The sequence below is a fragment of the Methanospirillum sp. genome, assembly GCF_028679455.1.
Lineage (GTDB): Archaea > Halobacteriota > Methanomicrobia > Methanomicrobiales > Methanospirillaceae > Methanospirillum.
Map to the genome: position 1 here is coordinate 1 of NZ_JAJRBM010000307.1, position 6,766 is coordinate 6,766.

Here is a 6,766-nt window from a genome sequence, read left to right on the forward strand (position 1 = left end):
GATGGGGAATGAGAAGATGATGGAATATCCAACACCCTGTCTGGTTTCTCGATCAGTATCGATCTTGTGCCTGAATCACCCTGAGTTTCTGAAAATTTTACGAGCAGACCTGATCGAAGGGTTATCTCATGAGGGGGAGAACTGTTGGATACCTGTTTTGTTGCCCGATTGCAGAGTTTTTTAATCAACTGGGAAATTTCAGCCTCTGACAGGATGAGTGATGTAAAAAGCAGGCCATGTTCCACATGTTGCAGGGTGATGATCTGCTTTGGGCCTGTAATGGATATGAGTTGAACAGCCGGATCCTCTACCAGTGGCTGAATTTTACCTAGTCCGCGGGCATCACGGTTGATGAAGTAGGCCAGTTTCTCAATCTCTTTTGCAGTGAATGATGGAAAGCGTTCTTTGGTGATGCGAGTGAATTCACGTGAAAAATTTCTGGATAATCGGTGATATGCCTGTTTATCATGCAATAACTGCTTGATCTGCACCCGCAGGGCAGAACATGCCTGGATTAGTTCAGGGCTGAGTTCAGGTTCATGTACCTGGTACTCTGAAATAGTTCCACTATTGGTGGATATCAAAACCTGAGCCTGACTCCCCTTTATCTGATAACGAGCAGGAGATGCATTCCGAAATTGAGGTTTTTGTTCGGATTCAACATCAGGCATAAGCATTACTCGTCATTGCGTCGTGGATCCGATGAGGAAGATTGTGAGGGTGTAGGGGATCAGAATTGCAGTACTATGTTACATTATTAGAATTTAATATTATCAAATGCGTTGCATTTCGAAATCTTATTACGATGAACGACCTCATCATACATAAATGGTGTCATGCCCTCGTTTTGAAAACGTATTAGCCGTTTTTGTACGAATGAGATGAGTAAAAAGAATTGTCTGCAATCAAATAAGAATTTATTGTTTTAATACAAATTTGTTTTATAATTGTGTGCCCCCACCCCATTAGGAATGATACCTGGTATAGAGATTCAACTCCGGATTGTTAGAATATTGATAATATGACCCATGTTCTTATCATTGATGATATCAAGGAGGATCGGGAACGGGCTACGGTGATCCTTTCCTCCGGTGGGTATCAGATCGCTGGCTATGCATCTGATGGTGAGACCGGAATATCTCTGTATCAAAAACTGAATCCTGATATTACGCTTATCGATCTGATTATGCCGGGAATAAACGGAATTGATACCCTACAGAGAATCAGGGTTATAGATCCTCAAGCAAAAATAATTTTGTGTACGTCTGCCGGACAACACACGGTTATTGATCTAGCGATGCGGAGTGGTGCAATCGGGTATGTTGTCAAGCCCTATAATCCAGAAATACTCCTTACCGCGATTCGAAGAATCGTTGAGAATGTGTGATCTTTGGATCAAAAATGAGGTTTTATGCCCTGTTCTGTTGGGCATTTCTCTGATCATGGTGTACTGCATGTCCACCATTTCCATATTTATTTCCGGATCGGCCGCATTGCATACCGGCTTCATTGCATGGCCTGGTTCCGGTATGTAAACAGGTGCCCTGAATACAGGTTCCATTTCCATTTCCACCCATCTGATACGCCGTTCCGCCGAACTGGTTACCTGTCCCGTCCTGGGGGCCGGTCTTTCCTGCCCCGGAGACCGGAAGGATTACCATCATGATAATAACTACTGCGACCAGAGTGATTCCAACAACGCCAAGTGCAGTTTTTTTCATCATTTCACCGGTTTAGGAGTACCGATTCTTTCCATACTGCATGCCGGTTCCATCCCGTGGCTGGGTTCCATTATTTGGACAATCGGTCTGTGGACAGTCAGGATTCAGACATACACCGGTCCCTGCTCCGGATCCGTTCTGCAGCATCTTTCCACTGCCACCCTGACCGGCGGCTGACGCCGGGAAGATTGCAGCGATGGCGATTAAGCCAAGGATAAGGACTATTGCTATTGCTTTCATACGTAACTCTTCACCGCATGTGCGGTGCATAATAAGTCATACAATCCGTCAGGGTATAAATGCCCAAAATGATGATGGTTCCCCCTCTGAACCCGGAGGTTACCAGGTAATCCTCGCTTACCATTTGGCAGCTCATGATGGACCCGGGTGAGACGAAAAAAAGAACACGTATAAATGATCCCGGAGAGTGATCAATTACAAAGAAATCATAATTGATATGGGAAAAATCTGGATGAATCACCCTCTGCATGCGATTAATACACCCAATATTACGCAGTGGCCTCTTGTAGTCCTGGTGTTTTCAACACTCATCTGCCTCGCGGTAAGCATCTTTTTTCTCCGAATGCACATATCCATCGTTTTTCAAAACCTGTACTACTTCCCGATTCTTATAGCCTGTATTTTTTATAGCCGCAAAGGGTTTATCTTCTCGATTATTCTTTCCCTTACCTATTTTATCCTCATCCTACTCCATTCCCGGGATCCTGAAGTCCTGCTGCAGGCATTTGTCAGGGTGTGTATTTTTATCCTCATCGCCTGGGTAACCTCGTTCCTCTCACAGATGATAAAGCAGGCTGGAGAGAAACTCCGGGAAAAAGAAGCCCTGTTCAGAGGAATATTTGATACCATGCCCAGCGGTTCTGCAATTTTTCAGGTTGCCAACCAGGGAGAGACAGATTCTGATTATCTCATCAAGGACATGAACAAGGCCGCACTCAGATATGAGAATAAACAAAAATCAGAAGTAATCGGCAGATCATTGGCAGAAGTCAATCCGGTGGCATATGATGATACCATCGTCTCGAAATTACAGGAAGTCTGGAGGAGCGAGGAGATAATTTCCTATCCATCAAAGATCGTTTCAGGTGACAACATCCTTTCGTATTACGAAAACTCTCATTTTAAATTGTCTTCCGGGGAGATAGTTTCAATCTATACTGATGTTACCGAAAAGAAAGTGATCGAAGAGGAACTGAAGGAGAGTGAAGAAAAGTTCCGTCTTGCCATGGAAACCACTTCTGATGGTCTCTGGGACTGGAACATGAATACCGGAGAGGTGTATTACAGTCCGGCATTTGCTGCCATTATTGGGGAAACTCATATGGATCCCAGGTTTGAATCATGGGAATCACGGATTCACCCTGATGACAGGGAAAGGGCACTCGCCTCACTAAAAGCGCATATACAAAGAAAAACCGACCGCTGGCGAGTTGATATCCGGATAGCGACGTCAGATGGAACATGGAAGTGGGTTCTGAACCGGGGATCAGTGGTATCGTGGGATGATGACGGAAAACCGGTTCGGATGATTGGTACTATCACTGATATATCTGAACAAAAACATATCGAAGAGATCATCAGGACCGAACGTGATCGGGCTGAACAATACCTGAATATTGCCGAGGTGATAATCGTTGCCATCTCACGTGAAGGGACTGTCGTACTGATCAACCGGAAAGGAGCTGATATGCTAAAGGCTCCTGCTGACAAGATCATCGGTCTGAACTGGTTTGATACCTTTATTCCTCCTGAACTGAGAAACTCAGTGAAGGATACTTTCAATGCTATCATTGAGGGGACCGGTGATGAATATTCCTTTCATGAAAATGAGATTATTGCACGGGATGGGAGAAGAATCCGTGTATCCTGGGTAAATACTCTTATAAAAACCCCGTCGGGTCAGATCATCGGAACCCTCTCATCCGGTGAAGATCTAACCCTGAAAACGGAACTTGAACAGGAGAAGACCAGGTTATTGGATCAGATTCAACAAAATCTGGCACAGATGGCTTATCTGAATGATAATATCAGAAATCCTCTCTCTCTCATCATGGCACTTTCAGATCTTCACTACGAAGAAGAGACAAGCAAAAGAATCCATGAACAGGTAGAGATCATTGATGACAGCATTACAAACCTGGATCAGCGGTGGGCAGAATCTGAAAAGGTTTTGGATTTTATTCGGAAGCATTACCAGATTACTCCGAAGCGATAAGGTAAACGGTATTGGTAATACCGCCCATTTCTCACGAATTCTTGATTCTCCTGCATTCCTGTGATTCTGGCATGATGATGAGACCCGATTGGGGACCTTTGTTTCTATTACTCTTTTGTTGCATCCCTGATTGACTTTTCATCACCGAGGTGATGATTCTGAAACCGAGACTTAATATCTATGTAATTGATATGAAACTATAAGATATCTTAAAAAACCATGTTCTCTGATAGAAAGTTACGATCTCATGAGGTATCCATGAAATGATAGGAGAGATTCACGCCCTCTATGTTGACGACGAAGAGGATCTGCTCACCCTTGGTAAGGTTTTTCTTGAACGCCTCGGAGATTTCACGGTCACTACCGTTCCTGGAGCAGCCAGGGCAATAGAACTTCTATCGAATCACTCATTTGATGTGATCATCTCTGACTACCAGATGCCGAAGATGGATGGAATCGAATTTCTCAAAACCGTCAGGAGTTCGGGGAATTCTATTCCTTTTATCCTCTTCACCGGAAAAGGACGGGAAACGGTCGTAATCCAGGCACTAAATGAAGGAGCAGATTTTTATGTCCAGAAAGGTGGAGATCCACAATCGCAGTTTGTTGAGCTTGTCCATAAGGTGAGGCAGTCGGTAACACGGAGAAGATTAGAAGCTAGTGTTAGCGATCATGAACGGCGTGAGGCAGATATCATTAATTTCCTCCCTGATGCAACCTTTGCAATCGATACCGATGGAATGGTAATTGCATGGAACCGGGCGATGGAACAGATGACCGGGGTTAAGGCCCAGGATATCGTAGGAAAAGGAGATTATGAATATGCTCTCCCGTTCTATCTCGAACGCCGTCCAATTCTTATTGACCTGATACTAAAGGATGATCCTGGCACGTATGCTCAGTATCCCACCATAAAACGTGAAGGAGTGTTTCTTTCTTCTGAAAAAACTCTTCCTCACTTTCATGATAGAATGGGTGTATCATTATGGTTCACTGCCTCGCCGCTTTATGATAATCAGGGCACGATTGTCGGGGCGATCGAATCGATCAGGGATATTACCGAGAGTAAACGGGCAGAAGAAGCATTACGCCTGGACGAATCACGTCTTGAAGCTCTCCTGAAGTTAAACCTGATGATTGGCGATTCAGAACATGATATTACAGAATTTGCCCTGAATGAGGCAGTCAGGCTTACTCAAAGTACAATTGGATATATTGCATTTGTTAGTGAAGATGAATCAGTCCTTACGATGTATTCCTGGTCTAAAGGAGCAATGCAAGAATGCCAGGTGCAAGAAAAACCTCTGATCTATCTGGTTGTTTCAACCGGATTATGGGGTGAAGCGATCAGACAGCGAAGACCAATAATCACCAATGATTATGACGCAGAAAGTCCACTGAAAAGGGGAACCCCACAAGGTCATGTACGCCTGATACGGCATCTCGGGGTCCCGGTTTTTGATGCAGATCGAATCGTCATCGTTGCAGGAGTTGGTAATAAGTCTGATAATTATAGCCCCTCTGATATCCGTCAGATAGAACTCTTGATGGGAGGAATGTGGACAATTCTTCAGCGAAAACGGGCTGAACTGACTCTCCTCCGAAATTATGAAGAGCTCCATGCTGCATATGAGGAGATATCTGCTACAGAAGAAGAGCTTCGCTCAAATCTTGATGAAATAACCCGCCAGGGGGAAAAACTGCTGGAAAATGAGCATCAGTTGCATGCAATGGCCAGTAACATTCCCGGTGTCGTATACCGGTTCTGCATATATCCTGATGGAAAATGGAATTTTACGTATATCAGCGAACGCAGCCGTGAGATCCTTGGTATCGATAATGACCCTGCCACTTTTGATGACCGGTTTACTGAGGGTCTCATAGTAAACGAACGGGAAAAATTCCGAAACTCAATTTTGCATGCTATCAGGACAAAAACGCTTTGGGAATTTGAGGGGCAGTATACAAAGCCCTCTGGAGAAATCATCTGGCTGAATGCTTTTTCGAGCCCATCAATGGAATATGGCAACCTGATCTTTGACGGGGTAATCTTTAATGATACCGACCGAAAACAGAAGAGTGAGTTTCTCCAACTCCTTGCCCATATCTCTGATGAATCACCGTCATCTATCACCATCCATGATTTTGACGGCACCATGCTCTATGCCAATGATCAGACGTTCCGGTTGCACGGATATACCCGCGAAGAGTTTCTGGCAAAAAACCTCCATGAGATTGACGTTCCTGAGAGTGAGCAGTTAATTGCTGAACGGGCGAAGCAGATTCTCGAAACAGGTGCTATTGATTTTGATGTACAGCATTTCAGAAAGGACGGTTCCATACTCCCCCTTCATACGTATGTAAAGATCATCGAATGGAAGGGAAAAAAGGTACTGTTAAGTATCGCTATGGATCGTTCGGAGAGGATAAGATCTGAGGAGGCTCTTCATGAAGCGAACCAGAAATTCAGATTACTTACCGGTCTTACCAGGCATGATATTCTCAACCAACTCTCTGTAGTACGGGGCTTCCAACTGCTGGCGATGGAAGAATCAGACCCTGCAATAATCCGTGAATACATTTCCCGAGCCCAGCAAGTCGGCGAAAGAATTGAACGCACCATCGAATTCACCAAAAAATATGAAGAATTTGGGATTGCTTCCAGCGGATGGCAACGGATACATGCGGTAATTGATTCGGCAAAGGATGAGGTCTCGTTGAATGGATTCAGCATATTGAATCACATTCCTAAAGACCTTGAGATCTATGCAGATCCTATCATCAGGAAAGTCTTTGCAACCCTTTTGGA

General features: G+C 44.4%; 6 protein-coding genes. 3 read left to right on the top strand and 3 right to left on the bottom strand.

The genetic code is table 11. The features are described from left to right. A partial coding sequence (locus LUQ50_RS10540; protein WP_300039794.1) for a hypothetical protein occupies positions 1–671 on the bottom strand: 671 nt, incomplete at its 3' end. Between the two features lie 350 nt (positions 672–1,021). Between LUQ50_RS10540 and LUQ50_RS10545 the strand changes: the two genes are divergently transcribed. Next, positions 1,022–1,387 (top strand): response regulator, encoded by a 366-nt coding sequence (locus LUQ50_RS10545; RefSeq protein ID WP_300039795.1) that lies wholly within the window; start codon positions 1,022–1,024, stop codon positions 1,385–1,387. 22 nt (positions 1,388–1,409) lie between these two features. On the opposite strand, the gene LUQ50_RS10550 is transcribed toward LUQ50_RS10545, so the two are convergent. After that, positions 1,410–1,724, bottom strand: coding sequence for a hypothetical protein (locus tag LUQ50_RS10550; protein WP_300039796.1), 315 nt, complete (start codon positions 1,722–1,724; stop codon positions 1,410–1,412). A 9-nt stretch (positions 1,725–1,733) separates the two neighbouring features. Further along, positions 1,734–1,961, bottom strand: a complete 228-nt coding sequence (locus tag LUQ50_RS10555) for a hypothetical protein (protein WP_300039797.1) — start codon at positions 1,959–1,961, stop codon at positions 1,734–1,736. A gap of 232 nt (positions 1,962–2,193) precedes the next feature. Between LUQ50_RS10555 and LUQ50_RS10560 the strand changes: the two genes are divergently transcribed. Both LUQ50_RS10560 and LUQ50_RS10565 read left to right on the top strand, forming a co-directional pair. Beyond that, on the top strand, positions 2,194–3,957 hold the full coding sequence (locus LUQ50_RS10560) for a PAS domain S-box protein (protein ID WP_300039798.1): 1,764 nt from the start codon (positions 2,194–2,196) through the stop codon (positions 3,955–3,957). A gap of 263 nt (positions 3,958–4,220) precedes the next feature. Next, the coding region (locus tag LUQ50_RS10565) for a PAS domain S-box protein (RefSeq protein ID WP_300039799.1) at positions 4,221–6,766 on the top strand (2,546 nt) is incomplete at its 3' end.

Coding starts and splice junctions, on each gene's coding strand:
- LUQ50_RS10545 (WP_300039795.1), top strand. CDS start 1,022: ATGACCCATGTTCTTATCATTGATGATATCAAGGAGGATCGGGAACGG.
- LUQ50_RS10550 (WP_300039796.1), bottom strand. CDS start 1,724: ATGATGAAAAAAACTGCACTTGGCGTTGTTGGAATCACTCTGGTCGCA.
- LUQ50_RS10555 (WP_300039797.1), bottom strand. CDS start 1,961: ATGAAAGCAATAGCAATAGTCCTTATCCTTGGCTTAATCGCCATCGCT.
- LUQ50_RS10560 (WP_300039798.1), top strand. CDS start 2,194: ATGAATCACCCTCTGCATGCGATTAATACACCCAATATTACGCAGTGG.